Annotated in this window: 26 protein-coding genes, 3 tRNA genes and 2 pseudogenes; 15 read left to right on the plus strand and 16 right to left on the minus strand. The window is 70.7% G+C overall.

Annotated elements, in window-relative coordinates; all coding sequences use genetic code 11:
• Positions 1-106: 106 nt before the first annotated feature.
• Positions 107-197 (plus strand) — tRNA-Ser (locus ACIRF8_RS25255).
• Between the two features lie 190 nt (positions 198-387).
• Positions 388-460: transfer RNA gene (locus ACIRF8_RS25260), tRNA-Arg, on the plus strand.
• A gap of 77 nt (positions 461-537) precedes the next feature.
• Here ACIRF8_RS25260 and ACIRF8_RS25265 read toward each other — a convergent pair.
• Positions 538-937, minus strand: a pseudogene (locus ACIRF8_RS25265) (tyrosine-type recombinase/integrase); the annotation flags it as partial.
• A gap of 3 nt (positions 938-940) precedes the next feature.
• On the opposite strand from ACIRF8_RS25265, the pseudogene ACIRF8_RS25270 reads away from it, so the two are divergent.
• A pseudogene (locus tag ACIRF8_RS25270) lies at positions 941-1,310 on the plus strand (ATP-binding protein).
• Positions 1,304-1,705 carry a hypothetical protein gene (locus tag ACIRF8_RS25275; RefSeq protein WP_404217957.1) on the plus strand — a complete coding sequence of 134 codons (402 nt, stop codon included), beginning with the start codon at positions 1,304-1,306 and terminating at the stop codon, positions 1,703-1,705. The pseudogene ACIRF8_RS25270 and the gene ACIRF8_RS25275 overlap by 7 nt, the downstream one beginning before the upstream one ends.
• A gap of 532 nt (positions 1,706-2,237) precedes the next feature.
• Here ACIRF8_RS25275 and ACIRF8_RS25280 read toward each other — a convergent pair.
• Positions 2,238-2,675, minus strand: a complete 438-nt coding sequence (locus tag ACIRF8_RS25280) for a hypothetical protein (RefSeq protein ID WP_404217960.1) — start codon at positions 2,673-2,675, stop codon at positions 2,238-2,240.
• A 288-nt stretch (positions 2,676-2,963) separates the two neighbouring features.
• Here ACIRF8_RS25280 and ACIRF8_RS25285 point away from each other — a divergent pair, with 288 nt between their 5' ends.
• From ACIRF8_RS25285 to ACIRF8_RS25310, 6 genes are all read left to right on the plus strand, one after another.
• Positions 2,964-3,377 carry an Imm10 family immunity protein gene (locus ACIRF8_RS25285; RefSeq protein ID WP_404217963.1) on the plus strand — a complete coding sequence of 138 codons (414 nt, stop codon included), beginning with the start codon at positions 2,964-2,966 and terminating at the stop codon, positions 3,375-3,377.
• A 224-nt stretch (positions 3,378-3,601) separates the two neighbouring features.
• Positions 3,602-4,483: a DUF2797 domain-containing protein gene (locus tag ACIRF8_RS25290; RefSeq protein ID WP_404217965.1), complete on the plus strand. Its 882-nt coding sequence runs from the start codon at positions 3,602-3,604 to the stop codon at positions 4,481-4,483.
• Positions 4,484-4,579: 96 nt separating this feature from the next.
• Positions 4,580-5,329 (plus strand): response regulator transcription factor, encoded by a 750-nt coding sequence (locus ACIRF8_RS25295; RefSeq protein WP_404217967.1) that lies wholly within the window; start codon positions 4,580-4,582, stop codon positions 5,327-5,329.
• Entirely contained in the window at positions 5,326-6,819 is a 1,494-nt protein-coding gene (locus tag ACIRF8_RS25300) for a sensor histidine kinase (protein WP_404217969.1), read from the plus strand. The genes ACIRF8_RS25295 and ACIRF8_RS25300 overlap by 4 nt, the downstream gene beginning before the upstream one ends.
• Before the next feature lie 26 nt (positions 6,820-6,845).
• Positions 6,846-8,198, plus strand: coding sequence for a glycosyltransferase (locus ACIRF8_RS25305; protein WP_404217972.1), 1,353 nt, complete (start codon positions 6,846-6,848; stop codon positions 8,196-8,198).
• Positions 8,195-10,474: an ArnT family glycosyltransferase gene (locus ACIRF8_RS25310; RefSeq protein ID WP_404217974.1), complete on the plus strand. Its 2,280-nt coding sequence runs from the start codon at positions 8,195-8,197 to the stop codon at positions 10,472-10,474. Before ACIRF8_RS25305 ends, ACIRF8_RS25310 begins: the two co-directional genes overlap by 4 nt.
• Before the next feature lie 67 nt (positions 10,475-10,541).
• On the opposite strand, the gene ACIRF8_RS25315 is transcribed toward ACIRF8_RS25310, so the two are convergent.
• On the minus strand, positions 10,542-11,414 hold the full coding sequence (locus tag ACIRF8_RS25315; protein ID WP_404217976.1) for an endonuclease/exonuclease/phosphatase family protein: 873 nt from the start codon (positions 11,412-11,414) through the stop codon (positions 10,542-10,544).
• Positions 11,415-11,513: 99 nt separating this feature from the next.
• On the opposite strand from ACIRF8_RS25315, the gene ACIRF8_RS25320 reads away from it, so the two are divergent.
• Together ACIRF8_RS25320 and ACIRF8_RS25325 are read left to right on the plus strand one after the other, a co-directional pair.
• Entirely contained in the window at positions 11,514-13,025 is a 1,512-nt protein-coding gene (locus ACIRF8_RS25320; protein ID WP_404217978.1) for an MFS transporter, read from the plus strand.
• An 80-nt stretch (positions 13,026-13,105) separates the two neighbouring features.
• On the plus strand, positions 13,106-13,879 hold the full coding sequence (locus ACIRF8_RS25325; protein WP_404217981.1) for a TetR/AcrR family transcriptional regulator: 774 nt from the start codon (positions 13,106-13,108) through the stop codon (positions 13,877-13,879).
• A 25-nt stretch (positions 13,880-13,904) separates the two neighbouring features.
• On the opposite strand, the gene ACIRF8_RS25330 is transcribed toward ACIRF8_RS25325, so the two are convergent.
• Together ACIRF8_RS25330 and ACIRF8_RS25335 are read right to left on the minus strand one after the other, a co-directional pair.
• On the minus strand, positions 13,905-14,375 hold the full coding sequence (locus ACIRF8_RS25330) for a PPOX class F420-dependent oxidoreductase (protein ID WP_404217983.1): 471 nt from the start codon (positions 14,373-14,375) through the stop codon (positions 13,905-13,907).
• Positions 14,376-14,423: 48 nt separating this feature from the next.
• On the minus strand, positions 14,424-14,789 hold the full coding sequence (locus tag ACIRF8_RS25335; RefSeq protein WP_404217985.1) for an STAS domain-containing protein: 366 nt from the start codon (positions 14,787-14,789) through the stop codon (positions 14,424-14,426).
• A 316-nt stretch (positions 14,790-15,105) separates the two neighbouring features.
• Here ACIRF8_RS25335 and ACIRF8_RS25340 point away from each other — a divergent pair, with 316 nt between their 5' ends.
• Both ACIRF8_RS25340 and ACIRF8_RS25345 read left to right on the plus strand, forming a co-directional pair.
• On the plus strand, positions 15,106-15,738 hold the full coding sequence (locus tag ACIRF8_RS25340; protein WP_404217987.1) for an ANTAR domain-containing protein: 633 nt from the start codon (positions 15,106-15,108) through the stop codon (positions 15,736-15,738).
• 28 nt (positions 15,739-15,766) lie between these two features.
• A complete protein-coding gene (locus ACIRF8_RS25345; RefSeq protein WP_404217989.1) occupies positions 15,767-16,540 on the plus strand; it encodes a GAF and ANTAR domain-containing protein in 774 nt (257 codons plus the stop codon).
• 25 nt (positions 16,541-16,565) lie between these two features.
• Here the strand turns inward: ACIRF8_RS25345 and ACIRF8_RS25350 are convergent, their stop codons facing one another.
• The 3 genes from ACIRF8_RS25350 to ACIRF8_RS25360 all read right to left on the minus strand — a co-directional run bounded on the left by ACIRF8_RS25350 (position 16,566) and on the right by ACIRF8_RS25360 (position 20,661).
• Positions 16,566-17,384: a YceI family protein gene (locus ACIRF8_RS25350; protein WP_404217991.1), complete on the minus strand. Its 819-nt coding sequence runs from the start codon at positions 17,382-17,384 to the stop codon at positions 16,566-16,568.
• A gap of 213 nt (positions 17,385-17,597) precedes the next feature.
• The gene (locus tag ACIRF8_RS25355; RefSeq protein WP_404217993.1) at positions 17,598-20,135 is read right to left on the minus strand and encodes an MFS transporter; all 2,538 of its coding nucleotides are present in this window, start codon (positions 20,133-20,135) and stop codon (positions 17,598-17,600) included.
• A gap of 19 nt (positions 20,136-20,154) precedes the next feature.
• On the minus strand, positions 20,155-20,661 hold the full coding sequence (locus tag ACIRF8_RS25360) for a MarR family winged helix-turn-helix transcriptional regulator (RefSeq protein ID WP_404217995.1): 507 nt from the start codon (positions 20,659-20,661) through the stop codon (positions 20,155-20,157).
• Between the two features lie 194 nt (positions 20,662-20,855).
• Here ACIRF8_RS25360 and ACIRF8_RS25365 point away from each other — a divergent pair, with 194 nt between their 5' ends.
• Entirely contained in the window at positions 20,856-21,068 is a 213-nt protein-coding gene (locus ACIRF8_RS25365; protein WP_404217997.1) for a hypothetical protein, read from the plus strand.
• Between the two features lie 27 nt (positions 21,069-21,095).
• Here the strand turns inward: ACIRF8_RS25365 and ACIRF8_RS25370 are convergent, their stop codons facing one another.
• The 8 genes from ACIRF8_RS25370 to ACIRF8_RS25405 all read right to left on the minus strand — a co-directional run bounded on the left by ACIRF8_RS25370 (position 21,096) and on the right by ACIRF8_RS25405 (position 26,070).
• Positions 21,096-21,386: a hypothetical protein gene (locus ACIRF8_RS25370; RefSeq protein ID WP_404217999.1), complete on the minus strand. Its 291-nt coding sequence runs from the start codon at positions 21,384-21,386 to the stop codon at positions 21,096-21,098.
• Positions 21,387-21,950: 564 nt separating this feature from the next.
• Complete coding sequence (locus ACIRF8_RS25375; RefSeq protein WP_404218001.1) at positions 21,951-22,907, minus strand: RNA polymerase sigma factor SigF; 957 nt, start codon at positions 22,905-22,907, stop codon at positions 21,951-21,953.
• A 246-nt stretch (positions 22,908-23,153) separates the two neighbouring features.
• On the minus strand, positions 23,154-23,972 hold the full coding sequence (locus ACIRF8_RS25380) for an RNA polymerase sigma factor SigF (protein ID WP_404218003.1): 819 nt from the start codon (positions 23,970-23,972) through the stop codon (positions 23,154-23,156).
• Between the two features lie 169 nt (positions 23,973-24,141).
• Positions 24,142-24,435 (minus strand): Dabb family protein, encoded by a 294-nt coding sequence (locus tag ACIRF8_RS25385; RefSeq protein ID WP_404218005.1) that lies wholly within the window; start codon positions 24,433-24,435, stop codon positions 24,142-24,144.
• 30 nt (positions 24,436-24,465) lie between these two features.
• A complete protein-coding gene (locus ACIRF8_RS25390; RefSeq protein WP_404218007.1) occupies positions 24,466-24,654 on the minus strand; it encodes a hypothetical protein in 189 nt (62 codons plus the stop codon).
• A gap of 208 nt (positions 24,655-24,862) precedes the next feature.
• A tRNA-Ser gene (locus tag ACIRF8_RS25395) sits at positions 24,863-24,947 on the minus strand.
• Between the two features lie 10 nt (positions 24,948-24,957).
• A complete protein-coding gene (gene tadA / locus ACIRF8_RS25400; protein ID WP_404218206.1) occupies positions 24,958-25,416 on the minus strand; it encodes a tRNA adenosine(34) deaminase TadA in 459 nt (152 codons plus the stop codon).
• Between the two features lie 90 nt (positions 25,417-25,506).
• Entirely contained in the window at positions 25,507-26,070 is a 564-nt protein-coding gene (locus tag ACIRF8_RS25405) for a hypothetical protein (RefSeq protein WP_404218009.1), read from the minus strand.
• Positions 26,071-26,209: the final 139 nt, after the last annotated feature.

Raw genomic sequence — 26,209 nt, forward strand, 5'->3', positions numbered from 1 at the left:
CCCTCCGGCCTGCCCGCCTAGTACCGTGGGAGGCGATTGGTGAGGCGGCGCTCAGCTGTGTCATCATCTGCACGCACCGATTCGCGTTCGCGCGAGCGGTTGTGCTGGAGGCGTCGCCTAGTCCGGTCTATGGCGCCGCACTGCTAATGCGGTTTGGGACTTAAATCCCATCGAGGGTTCAAATCCCTCCGCCTCCGCAGCAAGATCCGAAGCCCCGGTCCACACGGACCGGGGCTTCGTCGTTCCCTCCCGACCGGCGGCACGTTTCCGCAGGTCACAACGGGTGGGGCTAACGGATTTCACATGGCGGCGGCAGTCATGTAATGTTCTTCCTGTCGCCGCGAGCGGGCCGAAAGGCCGGGGAGCGAAGACAAAAACTAAAGACAAGCACTCGTAGCTTAACGGATAGAGCATCTGACTACGGATCAGAAGGTTGCAGGTTCGAATCCTGCCGAGTGCACACAGGTAAGAGGCCCCGGAGAGATCCGGGGCCTCTTGCGTTTCAGGGCCGTACAGCAGCGAAGTACAGCAACCGGGTCAGCCGGTACCGCCCATCGCGTCGGACAGCTTGCTGATCGCGGCCCGTACTTGTTCCTCGCTCGCTTCGGCGTAGACCTCCATCGTCATGGCGATCTGCGAGTGCCGCAGGATGCGCTGTGCCACCTTCGGGTGCACCTTCAGCGCCACCAGGAGCGAGCTGCACGTGTGCCGCGTGTTCCGCAGCGGGATGACCCGGAGCCCGGCCCGTCGAGCCCGCAGGGCGAACATGCGGGTCATGTTGCCCGGTTCGATCGGCGTGCCGTACTTCGTGACTTCGTGGTGAAGACCAGGTCATGACTGTTCTGCCAGAGCTCCCGGCAGCCTTCCGGTCCCCGGTCTGCTGAGCGCGGCGCATCCGGAGAGCCTTGAGGCAGAGCGCCGGCGGGGGCAGGAAGTCGAGGTGAGCCGGGCCCGACGCTGGACGCGGGACATCCTTCAGGGCTCGCCCCCTGGTGGACGACGCCGAGCTGATCGTCAGCGAGCTGAGTGCGAACGCGGTCCTGCATACGGCGAGCGGTCGGATTCCGTGCGGCAGCTTCCATCTCTCTGTCGCGGTGACGCCGCAGATGGTCGCGCTGTCGGTGACGGACGAGGGAGGTGCCGGGTCGACCCCCAAGGCCGAGCAGGAGGATCAGGAGGCGGAGCGTGGCCGGGGCCTGGGGATGGTCAGCCTCCTTGCGCACCGAGTCGTGGTCCACGAGGGCGACAGGGGCCACACGGTCATGGCGGAACTCTTCGTCGGCCTGCATCCGGAGGCCCGCTCGTGCTAGCCGACCAAGCACGGCCACGGCCATGGCCCGGCTTCTGGTGCGAATGTTGGACCGAAGACCTCACCGACACCGGGGCAGCACCTCCGAGGCTGCGGGCATCGTTCGACGCCTACTCGGTGGCCCAAGCGGACAGGTGGGTGGCGATCGCGCTGCGGACCGTCTCACCGGCACTCGATGCCGACGCCTCCGAAGAAGCCTGGGGGTGGCTCTATGAGGGGCGTATACAGACCCGCCGCAAACCGCTGCGCTCAGAGTCGTGCACGGTCTCGGTGACCCATGCCGACCCTCGGATCACCTGGACGATACGTCCGGTCCTCTTCCTGGCTCTCGCCCACAGGCAAGCTGCCGAACTCCCGGCATGCGCATACGACTTCAAGTCCCAGTGGCCAGACTGAGTTACAACTTTCTCTACTGGTTCAAGCACCCGGCTGCGCTCCGCTCCGCCGGGCGGGCTTCCCGGCTCCGCTCGGGGCTGCGCTCCTGCCTTCGGCCCGCTCCGCCCCGGCTGAGCCGACGCCCGCTCACAGATGGATAGGCCCGGAGGTCATGAGGCGAGCACCCGACACGTTCGCGGCCCACGGTCACAGACGATGCCTCCGGCGGGGGATCGGCCGGCACCGGGTGGGAGGGGCGCCGTTCCCGGCCGCGGGCACATCGTTGCGAGCGTGGGGGCTCCCATCCCGTCCACCGTCGACCCAGGCAGAGCCGAGCAGACGCGGCCCATGGCGTCCAGGTCGTTCGTACAGTGGCGCGCTCCACCTTGACGCCCCTGAACCACGCCCGCTCCACATGCGTGTGGGTCGACAACGGACGGGATGGGAGCTGGGGAGAGTGGTGGGCTGGGGTGGTCAGACGACGAGGAACGACCGGATCGGTCGATGCCGCGCAGGGCTTTCGACCCAAAACCGCTCCACCGTTCTCTGTGTATCAGCTCCCGTAGATGTGGCCACGAACTAATGGATCGTGCTCCAGCACGAAGTCGGAGGCTGCCCAGAATTCGGACAACCGTGGATGCTGCAAAGCCGCTTCACGATCGAGTTTCAGGCCGAACAGTGGTCCGTCAGGGTTGGCCAGCCCGGCAGCCACGACTGTCGAAGCCGGGGTCGTCTGCCCAGCCACGGGCCCGACACGGCATGCGAACGCGACGTGATCATCCCAAGCGTCTGGCCCGTCCCCCCACGTTCCGAAGATCACGTCTATCCAGGCATCATGATCGCGGTCACGGTGGTGGTAGCAGTTCGCGAAGTAGACGGCGTACGGGGCACCGTCTGAGTAGATGAAGTTCCACGCCCGCTCGATGGGGGCGTTACAGCACTCGCACTCGAACTCGCGGGTCTGTCGGTCGGGACCGAAAGTCAGGGACATGGCGACATGATCCAGTACCAGGTTGGAGGGTTCTCCGCAGGGATGCCTGTTGGTCGCTTGAGTCAAGCGTCGCTGCTGTAGCTGACATCAACGGCTGACACCAACAAGCCCGAACAGTGCCGATCAACGCCGAACCACAGCGGCAGGCGGATCAGAGACAGCCGGAGTTGATCGAGGTCGAGAGGCCCCCGCTATCGACCTGATAAGGATGAGGCGACACCGGCAAGTTCCGCTGGCTTCATGTCGGACGTGAACGCGGCTGTCGGTATCGGGTGCTAGAACGCGTGCATGACGTACAGATTCACGGCACGGCTTGCCTGCGGACTGGACAATCCCGGCGAAGACGACTGCATGATGGCAGGTGTGGCCGAGTCGGACGATGGAGACGGCTTTTCCCTGATGTTCATGTGCGACTTCGACGAACCCGACGCGCAGGAAGTGTCCCTCGGCATGGACACGCATTGTCTCGTCACGCCCGACCAAGGCACCGCTTACGGCTGTGTACGTGAAGTGGAACTGATCGGAGACGTGCTGCGGGTGACCTTGGATCCTGCGGCATTGGACGACCTGGGCCTGGCCGATCCCATCGTTGAGGCTCTGCTCCGTGCTCCAGCAACAGACGTGACACGCATGCGCGAAGTACTGCCGCGCATCCTGGCGTACGGGCGACCGGAGGCCCGTCCGCGACTCATCACGACGTAGCGAGTACAGCAGTGAAGTACCGCAACCACAGCAACCGTCCCTGTCCAGCAGCGTTCCTCCAGGGCCGTAGCGCGGCCGGTACGACCGCTCACGACCGATTCACATAGAGCTACGGATCAGAAGGTTGCAGGTTCGAATCCTGCCGAGTGCACATAGGTAAGAGGCCCCCGGAGATCATCCGGGGGCCTCTTCGTGTTGTCAGTGGGGCCGGGCATGCTGGTCGTATGACGTGGTGGTGCGGCGGGATGCGGTGGGGCGGGGGGCGGCCCGGGTTCGGTTGGACGGGGGGTGGTGGGGAGCGGGAGAGCACGGTGCGGTTCGGGGAGCCGGTGGCTTTTCGGGTCGGTGGGGCGCGGCGGTGTCCGGGGATCTGGCGTGGGGGGCGGCGCACGCCGTGTCCGGGGCGGGAGGCCGTGCCGGTGCGGGGGACGCGGGCGCAGTGCGGGGAGTGTGCGGGGATCGACCGGGCGCGTTCGGTGGCGGCCGACACGGTGGCCGATGATCCGCGGCCGTACCACGTGTATCTGGCGTGGTTCGGGGACGGCTTGGTGAAGGTGGGGATCACCGGGGTGGGCCGGGGGGACGCCCGGTTGTTGGAGCAGGGGGCGATCGCCTTCACGTGGCTCGGGCGCGGGCCCCTGATGGCGGCTCGGCGGGCCGAGGAGTTGCTGCGGGTGGCGCTGGGGGTGCCCGACCGTATTCCGTACGAGCGCAAGCGGGCGGTGCGGGCCGCGGTGGCGCGGTCGAAGGAGCGGGGGGACGAGTTGGTGCGGGCGCATGCCGTGGCCGTGGGGCTCGGGGGCGGGTGGCCGGAGTCGTTGGAGCGGTTGCCGTGCCGGGTCGTCGATCACGGGGAGGCGTTCGGGCTCGCGGCGATCGACCGGGTGGACGCCGTGGTGAGCGGGCTCGCCGGGGGGGCTGTCGTGTCGGGCACCGTGGTGGCTGCCGCCGGGCCCGATCTGCATCTCGTGGAACCGGCCGGGCGGCGGCTCGTGGTCGACACGCGCGTGCTGGCCGGCTGGCCGCTGGAGCGGGCCCCGGCCGGAGCCAAGGGGGTGGGGCTCGAGGTGCGGGAGGTGCCTGTCGTGCAGAGCGGGTTGTTCTAGGGAAGGAGGGGGCGGTGCCCGCGGGGTTCTGTGTTTCTCAGGGAATTCACAGGTTCGGGCAAGGGTGCTCTCAGAGGGGCCTCGCAGGGTGGTGGCATGACCACGACCTCGCCCCAGGGGCGTACCGAACTGCTGAGGCCGGACGGGAGTCCCGTCCGGGTGCTTGTCGTGGACGACGAGCAGTCCATCACCGAGCTGTTGTCCATGGCCCTGCGCTACGAGGGCTGGCAGATCCGGGCCGCCGGTGACGGGGCGGGGGCCGTGCGGAGCGCGCGGGACTTCCGGCCCGACGCCGTCGTGCTGGACATGATGCTGCCGGACATGGACGGTCTGAGCGTGCTCGGGCGGCTGCGTCGTGAGCTGCCCGACGTGCCGGTGCTCTTCCTGACCGCCAAGGACGCCGTCGAGGACCGGATCGCCGGTCTGACGGCGGGCGGCGACGACTACGTCACCAAGCCGTTCAGCCTGGAGGAGGTCGTGGCGCGGCTGCGCGGGCTGATCCGCAGGACCGGGGCGGCCGACCGGCGCAGCGAGTCCGTGCTGGTCGTGGGCGATCTGATGCTCGACGAGGACAGCCACGAGGTGTCGCGGGGCGGGACCCACATCCATCTGACGGCGACCGAGTTCGAGCTGCTGCGTTTCCTGATGCGCAATCCGCGGCGCGTGCTCAGCAAGGCGCAGATACTCGACCGGGTGTGGAGCTACGACTTCGGCGGCCAGGCCAACGTCGTCGAGCTGTACATCTCCTATCTGCGGCGGAAGATCGACGCGGGGCGCGAGCCGATGATCCACACGCGGCGCGGCGCCGGATATCTGATCAAGCCCGCGGCGACGACGGTTTCGTGAGGCGGGCCCGCACCCTGCGGACCCGGCTCGTCGTGACCGTGGTGGGGCTCATCGCCCTGGTGGCCGTGGTGATCGGCACGGTGACCACGCTGGCTCTGCACACCTATCTGTACGGCCAGTTGGACGACAAGGTCGGGCAGGCGGTCCATCTGGCCGAAGGGGGCGGGCCGGGCGGGCAGGGGCCCGGGGGGCGGGGCACGCCGAGTCTTCAGTTCCTGGGCGGCCCGGGCCGTGACGACCCGGTGGGCGCCCTGCTCAAGAGCGACGGGTCGGTTCTGCAGGCGGCCCGTGGTGCCGACGGCGCCGCCTCCTCCTCGTACATCGTCGATCTGACCGAGGAGCAGCGGGACGCGCTCGCCTCGGTGCCGCGCGACGGCGCGATCCACAGCGTCAGCCTGCCGGGGCTCGGAGACTACCGGGTGACCTCGAACCCGCAGGGCACCGTCGTCGTCGGGCTGCCCGCCGACGACGTCGAGTCCACCCTCAACACCCTCATCGTCATCGAGCTGTCCGTGACCGGCGCCGGTCTCCTCGCCGCCGGGGTCACGGGCGCCGTGATGGTCGGTGTCGCCCTGAGGCCGCTGCGCCGGGTCGCCGCGACAGCGACCCGTGTCTCCGAACTCCCCCTGCACAGCGGCGAGGTGGCCCTCCACGAGCGCGTCCCGGATGCCGAGGCCGACGCCGGGACGGAGGTCGGGCAGGTGGGGGCCGCGCTGAACCGGATGCTCGACCATGTGCACGGGGCGCTGGAGGCGCGGCAGCAGAGCGAGACGCGGGTGCGGCAGTTCGTCGCGGACGCCAGCCATGAGCTGCGTACGCCGCTCGCCTCCATCCGCGGTTACGCCGAACTGACCCGGCGCGGTCGCGAGCCGACCGGACCCGACACCCGGCACGCGCTCGGCCGGATCGAGTCCGAGGCGCACCGGATGACCGGCCTGGTCGAGGATCTGCTGCTGCTCGCCCGGCTCGACGCGGGCAGGCCCCTGTCGTACGCGCCGACGGATGTGTCGCCGCTGGTCGTCGACGCGCTCAGCGACGCACGCGCGGCGGGGCAGAGCCATGTGTGGCGCCTCGAACTGCCCGACGAACCGGCCACCGTGCTCGCCGACCCGGCGCGCCTGCACCAGGTCCTCGTCAATCTGCTGGCCAACGCCCGTACGCACACGCCGCCCGGCACGACCGTCACCGCCCGCGTGCACCGGCACGGACCCTGGGTCTGTCTCGACGTCCAGGACGACGGGCCGGGCATCCCCGCCGCGTTGGTGCCGCGCGTCTTCGAACGGTTCGCGCGCGGCGACTCCTCGCGGTCGCGCAGGGCGGGCTCCACCGGACTCGGCCTCGCCATCGTGCAGGCGGTGGTGGCCGCGCACGGCGGCGGTGTGAGCGTCGACAGCGGGCCCGGCCGGACCGTGTTCACCGTGCATCTGCCCGCACGCGTCGCGCCCGTCCCGCACTCACAGGCGGGGCAAAGCCTCACCACACAGCGCTGACAGGGCAGTTGACGACGGTCGGTGGCATGCGAACCGACTCTTTCGAGGGCCCCGGCCCCACCACCGCGAGGTTCGGGACGCTGCCGGCGCGGGAGCACCTTCCCGCGGGCAGCGGTGGCGTCCCGATCTTGGACGTCGTCATCCCCGTTTACAACGAGGAGAAGGACCTCGGCGTGTGTGTCCGCGGGCTCCACGACCACCTGGTCGACACCTTCCCCTACCGCTTCCGCATCACGATCGCCGACAACGCCTCCACGGACACCACACCCCGGGAGGCAGGGCTGCTCACCGCCGACCTGCCCGAGGTGCGCTACGTCCGGCTCGAACAGAAGGGGCGCGGGCGTGCGCTGCGTACCGTGTGGTCGGCGTCCGACGCGCCGGTCCTCGCGTACATGGACGTGGATCTGTCCACCGATCTGAACGCCCTGCTGCCGCTCGTCGCCCCGCTCATCTCCGGCCACTCCGACCTGGCGATCGGCTCCCGGCTCACCCGCAGCTCGCGGGTGGTGCGCGGTCCGAAGCGCGAGTTCATCTCGCGCGCCTACAACGTCATCCTGCGCGGCTCGCTCCAGGCCCGCTTCTCCGACGCCCAGTGCGGGTTCAAGGCGATACGGCGCGAGGTGGCGCAGGTGCTGCTGCCGCTCGTGGAGGACACCGGATGGTTCTTCGACACGGAGATGCTGGTGCTCGCCGAGCGCGCCGGGCTGCGGATCCACGAGGTGCCCGTCGACTGGGTCGACGACCCGGACTCGACCGTCCACATCGTGCGGACGGCGGCCGAGGACCTCAAGGGCGTCTGGCGCGTCGGCAAGGCGCTCGCCACCGGGTCCCTCGCCCTGGACCGCCTGGCGCGCCCCTTCGGTGACGATCCGCGCGACCGCCGGCTCCCGGGCGTGCCCAGGGGGCTGGCCCGCCAGCTCGTCGGGTTCTGCGTCGTCGGCGGTCTGTCGACGCTGTTCTATCTGCTGCTCTACTCGGGTTTCCGTACGTTCTCGGGGGCGCAGGTGGCCAACGCGCTCGCCCTGCTCGTCTCGGCGGTCGCCAACACCTCCGCCAACCGGCGCCTGACCTTCGGCGTGCGCGGCCGTGACCGTGCCGTGCGCCACCAGGCGCAGGGCCTCGTCGTCTTCGGCATCGGGCTCGCCCTGACCAGCGGTTCCCTCATGGCGCTCCACGCGGCGTCCAGCGCCCCCGCGCACTCCACGGAGCTGGCGGTACTCATCGCGGCCAACCTCGCGGCGACCGTGCTGCGCTTCCTGCTGTTCCGCGCCTGGGTCTTCCCCGACCAGGCGCACCCGGCGCCGGCCACCCCGTCCCCGGCCCCCTCTCCCCAGGCTGCACAGGCCTGGGACGCCACCGAATCCGGGAGTCTTCGATGACCACCGACATCCGCTCCCACGACTCCCACGACTCCCACGACTCCCAAGACTCCCAAGACTCCCACGACTCCCACGACGCCGCTCCCGCGGCGCCTCACGAGCCCGCGAGCACGGGGCACGGCCGCGCGAAGGACCGCTTCCACCGGCGCCTGTGGCGCGGCAGGCCCGAGGACGCGCGGTGGGTCCGCCCGGCCTTCCTCGGACTGCTGCTCGTCGTCGGCCTCGCCTATCTCTGGAACCTGTCGGCCTCCGGCTACGCCAACTCCTTCTACTCGGCGGCGGTCCAGGCGGGCAGCGAGAGCTGGAAGGCGATGTTCTTCGGCTCGTCCGACGCGGCCAACGCCATCACCGTCGACAAGCCCCCGGCCGCGCTCTGGCCGATGGCGCTGTCCGTGCGCCTCTTCGGCCTGAACTCCTGGGCGATCCTCGTCCCCGAGGTCCTGATGGCCCTGGCCACGGCCGGTGTCCTGTACGCGACCGTACGTCGTCGCTTCAGCGCCGCCGCGGGTCTGCTCACTGTCCTGGTGTTCGCCACGACCCCGGTCGCCGCGCTGATGTTCCGCTTCAACAACCCGGACGCGCTCCTCGCGCTGCTGATGACCACCACGGTCCACTGCGTCCTGCGCGCCATGGAGCGGGCCCGCACGAAGTGGCTGGTCCTCGCGGGAGTCGCCGTCGGCCTCGGCTTCCTCACCAAGACGTTGCAGGCCTTCCTGATCCTGCCGCCGCTGGCCGTCCTCTATGCGGTCCTCGCGCCGACGCGGCTGCGCAGGCGGCTCGGCCAGCTCGCCCTCTCCGGGCTCACGATGATCGTCGCGGGCGGCTGGTGGGTGGCGGTCGTGGAGCTGTGGCCCGCGTCCTCACGTCCGTACATCGGCGGCTCGCAGAACAACTCGTTCCTTGAGCTGACCTTCGGTTACAACGGCCTCGGCCGCATCAGCGGCGACGAGACGGGCTCGGTCGGCGGCGGTGGTGGCGGCATGGGCGGTGGCACCGGCCAGTGGGGCGAGACCGGTATCGGCCGGATGTTCGACACCGAGATCGGCGGCCAGATCTCGTGGCTGATCCCGGCCGCGCTGCTCCTCCTCGTCGCCGGTGTCGTCCTGACCTGGCGGTCGGGGCGCACGGACACGGCGCGCGCCGCGTTCCTCGCGTGGGGCGGCTCGCTGCTCATGACCGGCCTGGTCTTCAGCTTCATGGCCGGCATCTTCCACCAGTACTACACGGTGGCCCTGGCCCCCTACGTCGCGGCGCTGATCGGCATGGGCGCCACCGTGCTGTGGGAGGAACGCGCGCGCGTCGCCGCCTCCGCGGCGCTGGGCGGCTGCGTCGCCGCCACCGCGGTGTGGGCGTTCGTGCTGCTCGGGCGGGTGCCGGACTATCTGTCGTGGCTGCGCTGGACCGTGCTCGTCGGGGGCCTCGTGGCGGGGCTCGGCCTCGTCCTCGTGCGCCGACTCGGCCGCCGACTCGCCCTCGGGGCGGCCGGTCTCGGCCTGGTGGCCGCTCTGGCGGCGCCGACCGCGTACACCCTCAGCACGCTGGACACCGGGCACACCGGGTCGATCGTGACGGCCGGGCCGGCGGGGGCGAGCATGATGGGCGGCGGCCCCCGCGGCGGCGACGGCGCTCGGGGCGGTGGCCCCGGCGGCGGTACGCAACCGCCCACCGGTCAGGGCCGGCAGGGCGGCGGTTTCCCCGGCGGCGGCACCCCCGGCCAGAACCAGCCGAACCAGCAGAACCAGCCGATCCAGCCGAACCAGCAGAACCAGCCGATCCAGCCGAACCAGCAGAACCAGCCGAACCAGCCGAACCGGCAGAACCAGGGCGCGGTGAACCCCCGGCAGAAGGGCGGGATGCCCGCCGGTGCGGGCGAAGGCGGGGCCGGTGGCGGCATGGGCGGACTGCTCAACGGCGCCCAGGTCGGCTCCGAGGCCAAGAAGCTCCTGGAGAAGGACGCCGACTCCTACACCTGGGTGGCGGCCGCGATCGGTTCGCAGAACCAGGCGAGCTACCAACTGGCCACCGGCGAACCCGTCATGGCGGTCGGCGGCTTCAACGGGACGGACCCCTCTCCGACGCTCGCCCAGTTCAAGCAGTACGTCGCGGACGGGAAGATCCACTACTTCATCGGGAGCGGCTCCGGTGGCGGCATGGGCGGCCCCGGAGCGTCCGGCTCCGGTTCGTCGGCGAAGATCACCTCGTGGGTGGCGGACACCTTCGAGAAGGTGACGGTCGGCGGCGCCACGTTCTACGACCTGACCCAGCCCAAGAGCTGACCCGGGATCCGGCCCCGTCCCGCGCCTTCGGCCGGGGCGGGGCCCGATCCGCGTACAGCCTCCGCTCCTACCGGCGCACCGACACCTCCGCGACGACCGGCCGGTGGTCCGACGCCGTCGCCTCGGCCGGTACGGTCGCGGACCGGACCCGGACCCCGGCCCCCACCGCGACGTAGTCGATCCGCCGTACCGGAGCGGCGGCCGGGTAGGTGCCGCCCTCCGCCGGGCCCGCGTCCCGCAACTCGCCCCACAGCGGCGCGAGTTCGGGCGCCGAGGGAGGGGCGTTGAAATCCCCGAGCAGTATCTGCCGGGCTCCGGGGACGGCGCGGCGTTCGTCGGCCATGATGCGCCGGGTGTCCGAGATCTGTGCCGCGCGGACCGCCGGGTCCGGCCGGTAGTCGAGGTGCGTCACGAAGACCTGCACCGGGACCCCGCGCACCTTCAGCGTGACCTCGCCGAAGCCGGGCGCGGGGGCGGGTTCGGGGTGCGGGTCCTGCGTGGACAGGCGCGTGATCTCGTGGTTCACGGCGGCCCGGATCGGATACCGGGACAGCACCGCCACCCCGAACTCGCGCCGCGGCCCGCCGGCCGTCGCCGGGTCGAGGCTGTATATCGGGGCGAACGACACCCGCATCCCGAGCCGCCCGGCCAGTTCGCGGGCCACGTCGAGGCCCTGGCTGCGCGCGCCCCAGTGCACGTCGACCTCCTGGAGGCCGATCACGTCCGCGTCGAGCGCGCGGAGCGCCGCCGCCTGCCGGTCGAGATCGAAGACCTCGTCCATGCCGGACCCGGCGTGGATGTTGTAGGTGGCGATCCGGAGCGGGACCGCGCCGTGGTGCCGGGTCGCTGTCGCCGCGTGGGCGGGCTGGGCCGCCGCGAAGAGTCCGAGCAGGGCCGCGGACAGGGCCAGGGGAGGCAGTGTTCGAGTGCGCTTCGGCATGCCGGAAACCGTATGCGGAAAACCCGCTTGTACGGCGTAAGGCTTGCCCTCTACGGTGTAGAGGAGCCAAGTCATACACCGTAGAAGCCAGGGGGACGCATGACCACGACGACCACTCAGGACACGCCACGGCCCGACCCGGGCGCCGGCCACCCCCAGCGCTGGCTGATCCTCGGCGTCATCTGTCTCGCGCAGTTGACCGTGCTGCTCGACAACACGGTGCTGAACGTCGCGATCCCCTCCCTCACCGAGGAACTGCGCGCCTCCACGTCCGACATCCAGTGGGTGATCAGCGCGTACTCGCTCGTGCAGTCGGGGCTGCTGCTGACCGCGGGCAGCGCCGCGGACCGTTACGGGCGCAAGAAGATGCTCGCGGCGGGTCTGGTGCTGTTCGGCGCGGGCTCGCTCGTCGCCGGACTCGCCGGCTCCACCGCACAGTTGATCGGCGCCCGCGCGGGCATGGGCGTCGGTGGCGCGCTGCTGATGACCACGACGCTCGCCGTCGTCGTCCAGATCTTCGACGACTCCGAACGCGTGAAGGCGATCGGCCTGTGGGCGACGGTCAACTCGCTCGGATTCGCCGTCGGCCCGCTCCTCGGCGGCGTGATGCTCGACCACTTCTGGTGGGGCGCGATCTTCCTCATCAACATCCCCGTCGCCGTCATCGCACTCATCGCCGTCCTGGCCCTCGTACCCGAGTCGAAGAACCCCAGCGGCGAGCGGCCCGACCTGCTGGGCGCCGTGCTCTCCACGATCGGGATGACCGGCATCGTCTACGCGATCATCTCGGGGCCCGGCGACGGCTGGACCTCCGCGACCACCCTCACCTCCGCCGCGACCGGCGTCCTCGTGACGGCCGCGTTCGTGCTGTGGGAGCTGCGCATCCCGCACCCGATGCTGGACATGCACTTCTTCCGCGACCAGAAGTTCACGGGCGCGGTCGCCGGTGCCGTCCTGGTCGCGTTCGGGATGGGCGGCTCGCTCTTCCTGCTCACCCAGCACCTCCAGTTCGTGCTCGGCTACGAACCGTTGGACGCGGGGCTGCGGACCGCGCCCCTCGCCCTGACCGTGGTCGCGCTCAACCTCACGGGCGTCGGCGCGCGCCTGCTGCCCAAGCTGGGCACGCCGCTGACCATCGCCTCCGGGATGACCTGCCTGGCGGCGGGGCTCGCGATGATCGCGCTGCTCGGCGGGGACGGCTACGGCGGCATGCTGGCGGGCCTGATCGTCATGGGCGCGGGGATCGCCCTCGCGATGCCGGCCATGACCAACGCCATCATGAGCGCGATCCCGCCGGAGAAGGCGGGCGTGGGAGCGGGCGTCAACGGCACCCTCGCCGAGTTCGGCAACGGGCTCGGCGTGGCCGTCCTCGGCGCGGTCCTCAACGCCCGGTTCGCGGCGCTCGTCCCGGTCGCGGCGGCCTCGCTCCCGGCGGCGCTCGCGGCGGCCCGCTCCGAAGGGGAGCGGGCCCGGGTCGCCGACGCGTTCGCCTCGGGCCTGGAGACCAGCCAGTTGGTCGGGGCCGTCGCCGTGCTCGTCGGCGGACTGCTCGCCGCCGCGTTGCTGCGGCGGGCGGAGAGGGCAGACTCTGCCGTGGTGACTTCCGCATAGCATCAGGAACGGGCGGACGGACGGATTCCGCGGGGCGTCCGCCCGCGCCCGCACACGAGGAACTTCTGGGAGGGTGCGCCATGGCGAAGGCAGCGCGGATGAGCGTCTGGCTGGGGGATCCCGAGGCCAAGGCGCCGCGCACCCGGCGCAACGAGCAGCCCAGCGGGCTCGACCGGGACCGGATCACCGAGGCGACGGTGAAGCTGCTCGACGCCGAGGGACTGGCCAAGTTCTCCATGCGGCGCCTGGCGTCCGCACTCGGGGTCACTGCGATGTCGGTGTACTGGTACGTCGACACCAAGGACGACCTGCTCGAACTCGCCCTCGACCGGGTCTTCGGCGAGCTCGTGGTGCCGGACCCGGCGGCCGTCGACGCCGGGGACTGGCGGGTCCAGGTGCGCGAGCTGGCCTTCACCTACCGGGACCTGATCGTCCGGCACCCCTGGATCTCCCCGCAGATGGGCAACTACCTCAACATCGGCCCGCACTCGCTGCGGTTCTCGCGCGCGGTCCAGCGGGTCGTCGCCGCCACCGGGCTCTCGATGGCCCGCCAGCGCGGCGCCATCGCCTCCGTCTTCCAGTTCGTCTACGGCTACGGGACCATCGAGGGCCACTTCCGGCAGCGGTGCGCCGAGGCCGGGCTGTCCCAGGACGAGTACTTCCGCGAGGCGATGGCGGTGTTCCGGGTACCGGAGGAGATGGCCGAGGACTTCCGGCAGGCCGAGTACATGGCGGCGGCGGTCGAAGGCGGCCAGAGCGTCGAGGAGATGCGCGACGCGGACTTCCAGGTCGCCCTCGACCTGCTCGTGGCGGGCATCGAGGCCCTGGTCGCCCAGGAGGCCGCGGCCCGCTGAGGACCGCTGCCACGGGCGGCCGGTGTCAGTCCTGCGGGGCCAGCCGTGCCGGGAAGCCGCCGGTGGCGATCGGGCCCCACTTCTCGGGGGTGACGCGGATGATCGACTTGCCCTGCTTGAGCATGGCCGCCCGGTACTCGTCCCAGTCCGGGTGCTCCCCCGAGATGTTCCGGAAGTACTCCACCAGCGGCTCGACCGAGTCGGGGACGTCCAGCACCTCGGCGGTGCCGTCGACCTGGACCCACGGCCCGTTCCAGTCGTCGCTGAGGACCAGCACGCTCACGCGCGGGTTCCGCTTGGCGTTGCGCGTCTTGGCACGCTCGGGATACGTGGAGACGACGATCCGCCCCGAGTCGTCCACGCCGCAGGTCAGCGGCGACGCCTGCGGGGTGCCGTCGGCGCGGGCGGTGATCAGCAGGGCGCGGTGGCGGGGACGTACGAAGTCCAGCAACTCGTCGAGGGAGACACGGGTGTTGGTCGCGATGTTCGGAGCCATGCCGCCAGCGTATGCCGCGCCCGCGCCGGGCCGCCCGAGGACAGGCTCTCAGAGCTCGCCGGCGCGCAGCGCGTCCTCGACGCTGTCGTGCATGGGCACGTCCCGCCGCACCTGGGAGAGGGTCAGTACCCGCCGCACCGGCCCGACCGGCAGCGCGGCCACCCGCAGCAGGGCGCCGTACCGGTCGTGCAGATGACGGCGCAGGTCGAGCAGGAGCCGTACGCCCTGTGAGTCGAGGAACCCGGTGCGGGTCAGGTCGAGGACGAACTCCCGGAGCTGCCCGGCCCGCTCGTCCGCCAGGGCGCAGGCCTCGGCGAGCAGCACCGCCGCGTTGCTCAGATCGATCTCGGGCGGGAACGTGATGAGGGTGCGGTCCGCGATGTCGACGGGCGCCAGATGAAGGGTCGTGGCCACAGGGGCTCACCTGCCTGACCGGTGCTGGTGGTCGGTCGGGGGACGTCGAGCCGCTTCCTGACCCGTTCCCATTGGACCACCGATGGATGCCCCGCGTCGGCCTCCTCGTCAAATCCACGTCTTGTTGGGGAAACGGATAGAGTTTGGTCCGTCCTGCGCTCGCAGTCGGGAATGTGCTGCGGAGCTCTCCCCGCGCATGGCCTTTTGGTCATGCTCGCTGAAGAGGTTCGTGGTGGTTGCGCCCAGTTTTTCCGAAGTGCCGCCCTCGGCTGCCGATTTCCGGCTGGCCGAGGCATTCACCGTTGCAGCTCGCCAGTTGCACGAGCAGACCGGCCCCCGTGCCACTCTGCGCACCGCTGTACGGCTCGCCGTGCACCTGGTCCCGGGGGCCGACCACGCGGGCATCGTCACGGTCGGACGTGACCTCGTGCCCGAGTCGGTCAGTTGGAGCGACGACGTCGCCTCCAGCGCCCAGGCGCTCACCGGGATGCCGGGCCACCGCGCCTTCTGGGAGGAGCTGTGGGCGGCGCCCGTCGCCACCGTCGAGGACACCGCCACCGTGCAGGGCGCGGGCCAGAACCTGGCCGTGCTCGGCGTGCGCTCCGTGCTCGCGCTGCGGCTGCGGACCGACCGGCGCCATCTGACGGCCCTCATGCTGTACGGGCGCAAACCGGGCGGCCACGACGAGACGAGCCTGCGGATGGGGCGGATCCTCGCCGCGCACGTCTCCCTGGCCCACGACTCCGCCACCGTGCAGGAACAGCTCACGGAGGCCATGCGCACCCGGGACCTGATCGGACAGGCCACCGGGCTGCTCATGGCGCGCGAGGGGGTCGACGCGGCCGAGGCGTTCGACCATCTCGTACGGGCCTCGCAGCAGCAGAACATAAAGCTCAGAGAGCTGGCGCAGCGGTACGTGGACGCCGCGGCGCGGCCCCGCGAAGCGTGAGCACCCGATTACGGGATATCTGTAGGGAATGAACAGTCCAGCCGAGATCCCCGCCGGACACCATGTGAACAGCCCGCTCGAACCGCGGGCCCTCGACACCGGGGCCCTCTACCGGGCCCTCGCCGAGAGCGACGGTCTCGACGGCTTTCTCCAGGAACTCACCGAGCGGGCCGCGCACGTCGTGGAGCCGGGCGAGTGCAGCGTCACGCTGCACCGCGCCAACCGGCTGCGCACCGTCGCGGCCAGCGCGGGGCTCGTCAGCGGGCTCGACGAGCTCCAGTACGAGGCGGACACGGGCCCGTGCGTCACGGCCGCCCGTGAGTGCGCCGAGCAGCACGCCCCGGACCTGGCGGCGGAACAGCGCTGGGCGCCGTTCCCCGACGAGGCCCGGGAGCGCGGCGTGCAGTCCATGCTGGCCCTGCCGCTCACCCTGAACCACGGCGTCTACGGCGCCCTGAACTTCTACGCGGGCGTCCGCGACGCCTTCCGCGACCGGCGGGAGAGCGCCCGCAGGCTCGCCGCGCAGGCGTCCGGCGCGGTGGCCGTGGCGCTGCGGATCGAGCGCGAGCGCGAGATCGGCCTCGACCTGCGCGCCGCGATGCTCTCGCGCAGCGTCATCGACCAGGCCATCGGCATCGTGATGTCGCAGCGCCGGTGCGACGCGGACGCCGCGCTCGGCCTGCTGCGCCGCCGCTCCCAGGACGAGAACGTCAAGCTCCGGGAGCTGTGCTCCCGTCTGGTGACCCGGGTGGGCGGGGCGCCGCCGCGCCGGGGCGGGTTCACCGAACGCCTCCCCGGCTGAGACCGGCTCTCCGTCAGGCAGGCGCTCAGACCTGCGGCAGCGCGTCGCCCTGGACGGCCTGGATGTCCAGCTCCACCTTCAGCGTCGCCCCGATCGCCGCGATACCGGCCTGCACGACCTGGTTGTAGTTCATCGCGAAGTCCTCGCGCTTCAGCTCGGCCGTCGCCTTGAACGCCGCGCGGGTGCCGCCCCAGGGGTCGGCGCCGGTGCCCAGGTAGCTCAGGTCGAGGTCGACCTGGCGCACGACACCGTGCAGGCTCAGCTCGCCGTGGACCGTCCAGCGGTCCGGGCCGGCCGGGCTCAGTCCGGTGGACCGGTAGGTGATCTCGGGGTGTGTCTCGACGTCCAGGAAGTCCGGCGACTTCAGGTGGCCGTCGCGCATGCCGTTGCCGGTGTCGATGGACGCGGCCTTGATCACGGCCTCGACGCGGGACTTCTCCACGTCCTGCGCGATGTCGACGCGGGCGGTGAAGTCGGTGAACCGGCCGTGCACGCTGGTGATCCCCAGGTGCTGGGCGGTCGCCGCGACCGAGGAGTGCGCCGGGTCGACCGTCCACGGTCCGGGCGGCGGCAGTTCGGCGCCGCCCTGCCGGGCCAGCACGACCGTGCCCACCTCGGCGCGGCCGGTCGCCGTCACCAGCGCGGTCGAGGCCGCGGGGGCGTACCCGACGGCGGTCACGATCACGGTGTAGGGGCCGGGCGTGAGGACGGCCGCGTCGTGCACGGCGCCCTCGTCGTCGGCCTCGGCCCGCAGCACCTGCGCGCCCGTCATGTCGGTCACCGTGACGACGGCGTGCGGCAGGGCCCAGCCGTCCCGCGTACGGATCCGCGCACTCAGTCCCATCAGTCACCACTCCTAGCTCAAGTTCTCACACACGTAAGGGAATCGGGATGATCCCGGACGTGAACGGGCCCCGGCCCGTGACGTCTGCGGCCGTCCCCTGCCGTTAACGACGCCACCGGGTCCGGGGCCCATTTCCCACAACCGGTCCGGGGGCTCGCGTCTCCGCTCGAGGCGCGGGCCGCCCGGTCCGGGGTCTTGAAGGGACTGCGCGAACTACTCGCCGGGGTGCGAGAGTTCGATGTCGTGGCCGTCGACGCCACTGCCCTGCACGCTGAGGTGCGTGGCCACCGGCGGGTAACCGGTCGCGATGACCGTGTACTCGCCGCCGTCCAGGTCGGTGAAGGCGTACGCGCCGTCCTCACCGGTGGTGGACGTCGCCACGACGTTGCCCGCGGCGTCGATGAGCGTGACCCGCGCGTCGTTCAGCGAACGGCCCGCGGCGCGCACGGTGCCCTGTACCTGCGCACCGGAGTTCAGCTCGATCTCCACGCGGGTGACGCCCGTGCCGCCGACCTCGACGGGCAGCGCCAGCGGACGGTGGCCCGCGGCGTTCACCGCGACGGTCACCGCGCCGGGCACCAGCTCGGCGAAGGTGAACTCGCCGTCCTGGCCGGACAGGCCGGTGGCGAGCACGTCACCGCGGACGTCGGTCACGATGACCATGGCGCCGACGACGGCGGCCTTGGTCTCCGCGGCCTTGACGACACCGCTCAGGCCGCTGGTGCCGCTGAGCAGGATGTCGTACGCGACCGGCTCGTCGCCGACGACGACGGTGGAGGCCTGCGGCTGGTAGCCGTCGGCCGAGGCGATCAGCACGTAGGAGCCGGCACCGGGGGCATCGACCCCGTAGGAGCCGTCGCCCTGGGCGACCGCGCGGCCGAGCTGGCGACCGCCGAGGGAGATCAGCGTGACCGCGGCCCGCGGGACCGGGGCGGACTCGGCGCCGCGGACGAACCCGGTCACCGGGGTGCCCGGGGTGCCACCGCCGAGGGACTGCGCCGGAGCGTCACCGGCGACGGACGCGACCGCCGCGAGGGGCTGCGTCCCGGTGTCGGCGACGGGCTGACCCGCGCCGACCAGGCTCGGCACACGCTCGCCCTGGCCCTGCGCGGGCTGGGCGGCGGCGCTGTCACCGGCCGGGGCGGTGGCCTCGGCGGCCTGCTGGAGAGCACCGGACGTACGCAGCGGAACCTCCTTGATGAAGAGGGTGACGAGGAAGGCCAGGAAGGCGATCGGCGCGACGTAGAGGAAGATGTCGGCGATGCCGTGCCCGTAGGCGCTCTCCAGCCAGGTGCGGATGTGCTCGGGGAGCAGATCCATGTCCGGGATCGAGCTGCCGCCCATGGACTTGGCTGCCGCCGCCTGCTCCTTCGGGTCGAGGGAACCGATCGAGTCGGTGGCGTAGTGGGTGATGCGGGTGGTCATCACGGAGCCGAGCGCCGAGACGCCGATCGCGCCACCGAGGGACCGGAAGAAGGTCACCGTGGACGAGGCGGAACCGAGGTCCTTCGGCGCGACCTGGTTCTGCGTGCTGAGCACGAGGTTCTGCATCATCATGCCGACGCCGAGACCCATCAGCGCCATGAAGATCGCGATGCGCCAGTACGGGGTGTCGTACCGCATGGTGCCGAGCAGACCGAGGCCCGCGGTGAGGAACGCGCCGCCGGCGACCAGCCACGCCTTCCACTTGCCGGTCCGGGTGATGACCTGGCCGGAGACGGTGGACGAGATGAACAGGCCACCGATCATCGGGATCGTCATGACGCCCGACATCGTCGGCGACTTGTCCCGGGCGAGCTGGAAGTACTGCGAGAAGTACACGGTGCCCGCGAACATCGCGACACCGACGAACAGCGAGGCGACCGAGGCCAGCGTGATGGTGCGGTTCTTGAACAGCCGCAGCGGGATGATCGGCTCGGACGCCTTGGACTCGGCCAGGACGAACAGCAGCGTGAGAACGATCGCGCCGCCGACCATCGTGTAGGTCTGCCACGACAGCCAGTCGTACTTGTCGGAGGCGAAGGTGACCCACAGGAGCAGCAGGCAGGCCGCGGCGGTGATGAAGAAGGCGCCGGCCCAGTCGACCTTGACCTTCCGCTTCACGACCGGCAGGTGCAGCGTCTTCTGGAGCACGATCAGGGCGATGATCGCGAACGGCACACCGACGTAGAGGCAGTAGCGCCAGCCGAGGAAGCTGGTGTCGGTGATGACGCCGCCGATGAGCGGGCCGCCGACGGTGGCGACGGCGAACGTCGCACCCAGGTAGCCGGAGTAACGGCCCCGCTCGCGCGGGGAGATCATCGCGGCCATGACGATCTGCGCCAGGGCGGACAGACCACCCGCGCCGATGCCCTGGACGGCACGCGCGGAGATCAGCATGGCCGGGTTCTGCGCGAGACCGGCGATGACGGAGCCCGCCACGTAGACGATCAGGGCTATCTGGACGAGCGCCTTCTTGCTGAAGAGGTCGGCCATCTTGCCCCACAGGGGCGTGGTGGCCGTCATCGCGAGCAGCGAGGCGGTGACGACCCAGGTGTAGGCGGACTGGCCGCCGCCGAGGTCGCCGATGATCTCCGGAAGGGCGTTCGTGACGACCGTCGAGGAGAGGATGGCGGCGAACATGCCGAGCAGCAGCCCGGACAGTGCCTCCATGATCTGCCGGTGCGTCATCGGTGCGCCGGCGTCGGGGGCGGCGCCTCCGTGCTTGGCGGCATGGCTGCCCCGCACACCGGACGGTGTGGATGTTGCCATGGGATTCCTTTTCTTACGTTTACGCGGGTGTACGGGTGGTCTGAACTGAGGCCGGGGCCTGCGCGGCGAGGGGGAACTGTCCGCGGGACGCCGTGGTCCGGCAGTCCCCGAAGCTGTCGCGCAGCCGCGTCATCAGAGTGATCAGTTGACTGACCTCGTCGTCGGACCAGTCGCTCAGCCGGTCGGCGAGCAGCTCGGTCGTCCGGAGGTTCAGGTCTTCCATCTGCGCATGGCCCTCGGCGGTGAGGGTGAGGATGCGCGAGCGCTTGTCTGCCGGGTCGGGGCGACGCTCGATCCAGCCGCGGTCGGCGGCGTGGGCCACGTGGCGGCTGGCCACGGACATGTCGACCGCGAGGAGCTCGGCCAGCCTGCTCATCCGCATGTCGCCGTACCGCTCGACGAGCGTGAGGACGGCGGCCGAGCCGGCCGGGCAGTCGTGGGGCAGGATGCGTGCCATATCCCTTTTGACGGCGCCGAAGGCACTGAGCTGACGGGCCAGCTCGTCGTAATGACGCTGTGCGGCCACAGCACCTCCTGACCAGAATGGGATTCGTTGCTTAGGGCAACCATAGAACCAGTTGGTTGCCGCAGGCAAACTAAAAGGGACGATCAACCCTAAAATCGCGGCAAAGGCAAGGTGTGTGCGGGTAAAGCAGCAGCTCAGGGGAGGTCCGGGAGGGCTGTGGCGCCGGTCGCGCCGATTCGCTAGGGTCCTGGCCCATGGCAAACAACCCCCAGGGCCCGAACCCCGAAGGCAACTACGACCCCGCGGGCAGCACGCAGATGTTCCGCGCCTTCGTCGACGAGGGCGGTACCCCCACGGTGCGCGCGCAGGCCGCTCCGGCGAAGTCCGGCCCCGGCGCGGGTCTGATCATCGGCATCGTGGTCGCGGTCGTCGTCATCGCGGCGGTGGCGTGGCTGGCGCTCAAGTAGGACGTACGCCGCAGTAGCGGCGGTCCGCTACTTCCAGTCGACGGAGACGACGCGGGTCTCGACATGCATCCCGAGCGGGACCCGCCAGGACGCGACGCACACGGTCCAGGTCTTCTTTCTCTTCTCCCCGGCCCCGAGGGGCACGGGGAGCTTCTCGGTCGACTCGACGGTCGCCCAGTCGATCCCGAGCGCGCCGATGATGTGCGTCCCGAACGTCACGGTTCCCGAACGCACCGCGCTGCCACCGGAGTTGCGCAGCGTCAGCGTCACGTCCTGACACCAGCGCTTGTCGGCGCCCTCCAGGACGGGCGCGCTCACCTTGAGGACGGCGGGGCCGGCCGGGGGCGGCGCCGGGTGGTCCGAGGGGGCTGAACCCCCCGCCCCGCCCGTTCCGTTGCTCCCGGAACCGGAAGGGGAACCAGCACCCGTACCAGTACCAGTACCTCTGCTACTGCCCCTGGTGCCCTCGCTCCCCTGTGGGGCCGAACCGGTGTCGGCTGCTCCCGTCGCCGGGGCGGCGTCGGCGGGCCCTGGGTCCTGCGCGCCCGCGCCCGGGGAGGCCGAAGCCGTGGGCGAGGACGGGCGGGGTGAGCGGGGTGATCCCGGCTCGGCCGGGTCCAGGGGCACGAGCCGTACTTCGCCGGTGGGCGCGGCGCTCGGCCCGCGGGCGGCGGGGGAGCCTCCCGCGGCTCCCACGGCGGCGTATCCGTCCGGCCCGTCGCCCCCGCCGAAGGCGGCGACAGTGCCGAGGCAGACCACAGTGGCGCAGGCGGCCCCCGCAGCGGCCCCGCGACGTCCTCTCACCCACGTCCGCAGCATCGCGCCAGTGTGTCTGACGGGCCGTCAATTCGGAACCCCGCGTGCCCCGCGAAGCGGCGGGCGTCAGTCCGCGATGAGCCCCGCGCGCAGTTGCGCCAGCGTGCGCGTCAGCAGCCGGGAGACGTGCATCTGCGAGATGCCGACCTCCTCGCCGATCTGCGACTGCGTCATGTTCGCGAAGAAGCGCAGCATGATGATCCGGCGCTCGCGCGGCGGCAGCTTGGCGAGGAGTGGCTTCAGCGACTCCCGGTACTCGACGCCTTCGAGCGCCGTGTCCTCGTACCCGAGCCGGTCCGCGAGAGAGCCCTCGCCGCCGTCGTCCTCCGGGGCGGGGGAGTCCAGCGAGGACGCCGTGTACGCGTTCCCCACGGCGAGGCCGTCGACCACGTCCTCCTCCGAGACGCCGAGCACGGCGGCGAGCTCGGGGACGGTGGGCGAGCGGTCCAGCTTCTGCGCGAGCTCGTCGCTGGCCTTGGTGAGGGCGAGCCGCAGCTCCTGGAGGCGCCGGGGCACCCGGACCGACCAGGACGTGTCACGGAAGAACCGCTTGATCTCGCCGACCACGGTCGGCATGGCGAACGTCGGGAACTCGACCCCGCGCTCGCAGTCGAACCGGTCGATCGCCTTGATCAGCCCGATCGTGCCGACCTGGACGATGTCCTCCATCGGCTCGTTGCGGCTGCGGAAGCGGGCCGCCGCGTAGCGCACGAGCGGCAGGTTCAGCTCGATGAGGGTGTCGCGGACGTAGGCCCGCTCAGGGCTGTTCTCGTCGAGCGCGGCAAGGCGCAGGAACAGGGAGCGGGACAGGGTGCGGGTGTCGATGGCTCCCGACGGCACCGTCACGGCGGCCGGCGGGGTGGACTCCGCAGGCCCGGAGGGCTCGGGGTCCTGCGGCGCCTGTACCGGGAGGGAGGCCAAAACAGGAGTGTCGATCAGCGCGGCGGTCGTGGACGCACTCGCGTCATCGGACGCGCCGGGCGTGAGCGTGAGCACCTTCGAGCTGCCCTGGTCTGCGGACATGCCACCCCCTTGAGGTCGCGGACGGTCGCGGCGGGCGCTCCCGTCAGGTAGGAGCGCAGCCTCCACCTGAATACCGGACGTGGGGCCGCGCCAAACGCCGTTCCAGCAGAATGTCACATGTCGGCAACACGCTGTAGTGACATGTCGACATGGAAGGGGCGAATCACCGCAGGACGCAGGGGGTGTGGCCAAAGTGCACGGGGTTTTCCGCAGGAAATCCCCGTGGGGACGGTCTACCCGTTTCAGCTACGCATCGATCCTGTTTGCGGATCGAAGTCGCGCGAAACTGCGGGCGAGGAGTCTTGACACGTGCATCTGGGAGACACCCAGTTCGGCACTGATCTGTGACTGGGTCAGGTTGCTGTAGTAGCGCAGCAGCAGGATCCGCTGTTCGCGCTCGGGGAGCTGGACCAGCAGGTGCCGGACGAGGTCGCGGTGTTCGACGCCGTCCAGTTCGGGGTCCTCGTAGCCGAGCCGGTCGAGGAGGCCCGGCATCCCGTCGCCTTCCTGCGCGGCCTCCAGGGACGTCGCGTGGTACGAGCGCCCGGCCTCGATGCAGGCGAGCACCTCGTCCTCGGCGATGCGCAGCCGCTCGGCGATCTCGGCGGTGGTGGGGGAGCGCCCGAAGGCCGTGGTCAGGTCCTCGCTCGCGGCGTTCACCTGCACCCACAGCTCGTGCAGGCGGCGCGGCACGTGCACGGTCCGCACGTTGTCGCGGAAGTAGCGCTTGATCTCGCCCACGACGGTCGGCATGGCGAAGGTGGGGAACTGCACCCCGCGCTCCGGGTCGAACCGGTCGATGGCGTTGATCAGTCCGATGGTCCCGACCTGGACGACGTCCTCCATGGGCTCGTTGCGGCTGCGGAAGCGGGCCGCCGCGTAGCGCACGAGCGGCAGGTTGGCCTCGATGAGCGCGCCGCGCACCCGGGAGTGCTCGGGGCTGCCCGGCGGAAGGTTCTTGAGCTGCGCGAAGAGGACCTGCGTGAGGGCCCGTGTATCGGCTCCGCGCGTGGACTTCGCGGGCGGTGCCTGAGGCGCAGTACTGGCCGGCACGGTCAACCCCACCTCTGTATCCGTCAACTCATCGGTCAAAAGCGGTCATAGCATCACAAGACATGTGCACTGTGTGCAAGCACCTTATAACTACGTGTTGACGGGCAAGTTGGGACAGTTGGGGTCAAGGGCGTGAAAAAGCCCCCCGCCGTCAGGGCGGGGGGCCGTTTGGCCGTACGGCTCAGAACGCGTAGTCGGCGATCACCCACGTGGCGAACTCCCGCCACAGCGCCACACCCGCCTGGTGTGCGGAGTGTTCGAGGTAGCGCTTCAGGGCCTCGGTGTCCTCGACCGCCGAGTTGATCGCGAAGTCGTAGGCGATGGGGCGGTCCGTGATGTTCCAGTCGCACTCCCAGAACGTCAGCTCGGGGATCTGTCCGCCCAGCGCGCGGAAGGCGGCGACGCCCTCGACGACGCGCGGTTCGTCACGGCTCACACCGTCGTTGAGCTTGAAGAGGACCAGATGGCGGATCACGGCTGTGCTCTCCCTCAGGGGGCTCGGTGGCTACTTGCCGCCGTTGGCGACCCAGGTCATGAAGTCGCCGACGGACTGCGCGGCGGACGAGACGCCCTCGAACCCTATCTGCACGTAGTCGGCGGCCTTGGCGGGATCGGTGATGATCACGTACAGCACGAAGACGACCACGACGAACAGACCAATTTTCTTCGGCTGCACTACGTTCGGCCTCCCCATGCCCGCGCCCGCGCCACGTCCGTGCCCTGTGTGGCCCCTGTTGCCGGGCGTGAGTGTATCTCGGACACCAGTTCAACCGGCCTGTTCGAAGCGGTGGTCGACGGGGCAACGGCCCCTGTGCACAAGCCCTTTGCCGTTCCCTCACGGCCAACCGACATGCAGAACGCCCCTCTTCCTCGGTGAACCCGTGGAAGAGGGGCGTTGTCAGCGGTAGCGGAGGGATTTGAACCCTCGGTGAGTTTCCCCACACTCGCTTTCGAGGCGAGCTCCTTCGGCCGCTCGGACACGCTACCGAGAGAGATCCTAGCCCAAGGTGGGCCGTGGTCTGAAATCCGTGTCCCGGAAGAAACGCGTGAGGGGGCGCGCGCACTCCTCGGCGAGTACGCCGGAGACGACTTCGGGCCGGTGGTTGAGGCGCCGGTCGCGGATCACGTCCCACAGGGAGCCGGCCGCCCCGGCCTTGTCGTCGCGGGCTCCGTAGACGACGCGGTCGATACGCGACTGGACGAGGGCGCCCGCGCACATGGTGCAGGGCTCCAGGGTGACAACAAGCGTGCAGCCGGTCAGCCGCCACCGGCCGACGGCCTCCGCCGCCCGCCGGACCGCGAGGACCTCGGCGTGGGCGGTGGGGTCGCCGGTCAGCTCGCGTTCGTTGTGCGCGGTGGCGAGCACGGTCGTCCCGTCCGGCGCCAGGAGTACGGCGCCGACGGGTACGTCGCCGCCGGCCGCGGCGAGCCCGGCCTCGGCCAGGGCCTGCCGCATGGCCGGCTTCCAGGGATCCCGTACGGGATCGGGGGCGTGCTGGGGTTCGGGGTCGGGGGGTGTCACGGGCAGGAATCTATCCCCGCCCGCTCAGCGCACCGTCTCCAGCACCTCCGAGGCGCCCAGCGCGTCCGCGATCTCGCTCAGCGCGTCCACGTCGAGGGCGAGCAGTTCCTTCTCGGGGACGCCCAGGTCGGCGAGGATGCCGGTGTCCCCGAGGGGGCCGGCGGGCACGACCTCGGCGCCCGGGACCGCGTCCGCCCCGGCCCCGTCGTCGACCTCCTCGTCCACCGCCTCGGGATCACCGTCCTCCGTGCCGTCCAGGTCGAGTGCCTCCAGATCGTCGCCGACGACGTCCGGCTCCTTGCCGAGCAGTTCGTCGGTGAGCAGGATCTCGCCGTAGCTGCTGCGTGCGGCGGCGGCGGCGTCCGAGACGTAGATACGAGGGTCGTCCTCGCCGTCCACGCGGACGACGCCGAACCACGCGTCCTCCTGTTCGATGAAAACGAGGACGGTGTCGTCCTCGGCGCCGGCTTCCACCAACGCCTCGCGGGCCAGGTCGGACAGGTCCGACAGGGTCTCCACGTCGTCGAGCTCTGTATCGCTCGCTTCCCACCCGTCTTCGGTGCGCGCGAGCAGTGCGGCGAAGTACACCGTGACTCTCCCACTGGTCTCAGGTGCCGGTCGGGGGTCCCCCCGGCGGAGTCTTGGAGACGGGGAGCGCAGTTCACGCCCCGCCCACTCGGAATCGTGGCAGAAAGTGCGGCTCCAAGAGAGGTCTTCCGCGCGCTGT

The sequence above is a fragment of the Streptomyces sp. NPDC102406 genome (assembly GCF_044765725.1).
Classification (GTDB): Bacteria; Actinomycetota; Actinomycetes; order Streptomycetales; family Streptomycetaceae; genus Streptomyces.

Excerpts from the sequence above, each read along its gene's own strand:
- ACIRF8_RS25280 (WP_404217960.1), bottom strand. The coding sequence starts at position 2,675 with ATGTCCCTGACTTTCGGTCCCGACCGACAGACCCGCGAGTTCGAGTGC.
- ACIRF8_RS25285 (WP_404217963.1), top strand. The coding sequence starts at position 2,964 with ATGACGTACAGATTCACGGCACGGCTTGCCTGCGGACTGGACAATCCC.
- ACIRF8_RS25290 (WP_404217965.1), top strand. The coding sequence starts at position 3,602 with ATGACGTGGTGGTGCGGCGGGATGCGGTGGGGCGGGGGGCGGCCCGGG.
- ACIRF8_RS25295 (WP_404217967.1), top strand. The coding sequence starts at position 4,580 with ATGACCACGACCTCGCCCCAGGGGCGTACCGAACTGCTGAGGCCGGAC.
- ACIRF8_RS25305 (WP_404217972.1), top strand. The coding sequence starts at position 6,846 with ATGCGAACCGACTCTTTCGAGGGCCCCGGCCCCACCACCGCGAGGTTC.
- ACIRF8_RS25310 (WP_404217974.1), top strand. The coding sequence starts at position 8,195 with ATGACCACCGACATCCGCTCCCACGACTCCCACGACTCCCACGACTCC.
- ACIRF8_RS25315 (WP_404217976.1), bottom strand. The coding sequence starts at position 11,414 with ATGCCGAAGCGCACTCGAACACTGCCTCCCCTGGCCCTGTCCGCGGCC.
- ACIRF8_RS25320 (WP_404217978.1), top strand. The coding sequence starts at position 11,514 with ATGACCACGACGACCACTCAGGACACGCCACGGCCCGACCCGGGCGCC.
- ACIRF8_RS25325 (WP_404217981.1), top strand. The coding sequence starts at position 13,106 with ATGGCGAAGGCAGCGCGGATGAGCGTCTGGCTGGGGGATCCCGAGGCC.
- ACIRF8_RS25330 (WP_404217983.1), bottom strand. The coding sequence starts at position 14,375 with ATGGCTCCGAACATCGCGACCAACACCCGTGTCTCCCTCGACGAGTTG.
- ACIRF8_RS25345 (WP_404217989.1), top strand. The coding sequence starts at position 15,767 with ATGAACAGTCCAGCCGAGATCCCCGCCGGACACCATGTGAACAGCCCG.
- ACIRF8_RS25350 (WP_404217991.1), bottom strand. The coding sequence starts at position 17,384 with ATGGGACTGAGTGCGCGGATCCGTACGCGGGACGGCTGGGCCCTGCCG.
- ACIRF8_RS25355 (WP_404217993.1), bottom strand. The coding sequence starts at position 20,135 with ATGGCAACATCCACACCGTCCGGTGTGCGGGGCAGCCATGCCGCCAAG.
- ACIRF8_RS25365 (WP_404217997.1), top strand. The coding sequence starts at position 20,856 with ATGGCAAACAACCCCCAGGGCCCGAACCCCGAAGGCAACTACGACCCC.
- ACIRF8_RS25375 (WP_404218001.1), bottom strand. The coding sequence starts at position 22,907 with ATGTCCGCAGACCAGGGCAGCTCGAAGGTGCTCACGCTCACGCCCGGC.
- ACIRF8_RS25390 (WP_404218007.1), bottom strand. The coding sequence starts at position 24,654 with ATGGGGAGGCCGAACGTAGTGCAGCCGAAGAAAATTGGTCTGTTCGTC.
- tadA (WP_404218206.1), bottom strand. The coding sequence starts at position 25,416 with ATGCGGCAGGCCCTGGCCGAGGCCGGGCTCGCCGCGGCCGGCGGCGAC.